The organism is Cupriavidus sp. 01L46 (assembly GCF_056399905.1).
Window position 1 is genome coordinate 1 of record NZ_JBFTSF010000752.1, and the last position, 352, is coordinate 352.

General features: G+C 70.2%; 1 protein-coding gene. It reads right to left on the bottom strand.

All coding sequences use genetic code 11. The features are described 5' to 3' along the window. A partial coding sequence (locus AC1DS3_RS39620; RefSeq protein WP_477129501.1) for a hypothetical protein occupies positions 1-352 on the bottom strand: 352 nt, incomplete at both ends.

The window sequence follows — 352 nt, forward strand, 5'->3', positions numbered from 1 at the left end:
GTGGTGGTGGTGCTGAGGTTGCCCTCGCCGTCGGTGGCGGTGGCCGCCACGCTCAGTGTGAAGTTGGCGTCGCTGGTTGGCGTGATGGTCAGGCTCGACAGGGTCCAGCCATGGACATCGACCGCGCCATGACTCGCATCGGCGGTGAAGCTGTGGCTGCCGTCGCTCAACGTGGCACCGAGCGGGATCGCGCTGACCACCAGCGAGGCCAGGCTGTTGCTGTCGCCGGCGAGGCCATTGACCGTGGCGCCGAGATTCAGCGCGATCGCCGCGCCCTCGACTCCGCTCTCGGCCACCGGCGCCAGGGTCGGCGCCAGCGGATTGACCGTCACCGCCTCGGTGGCCGTGGTGG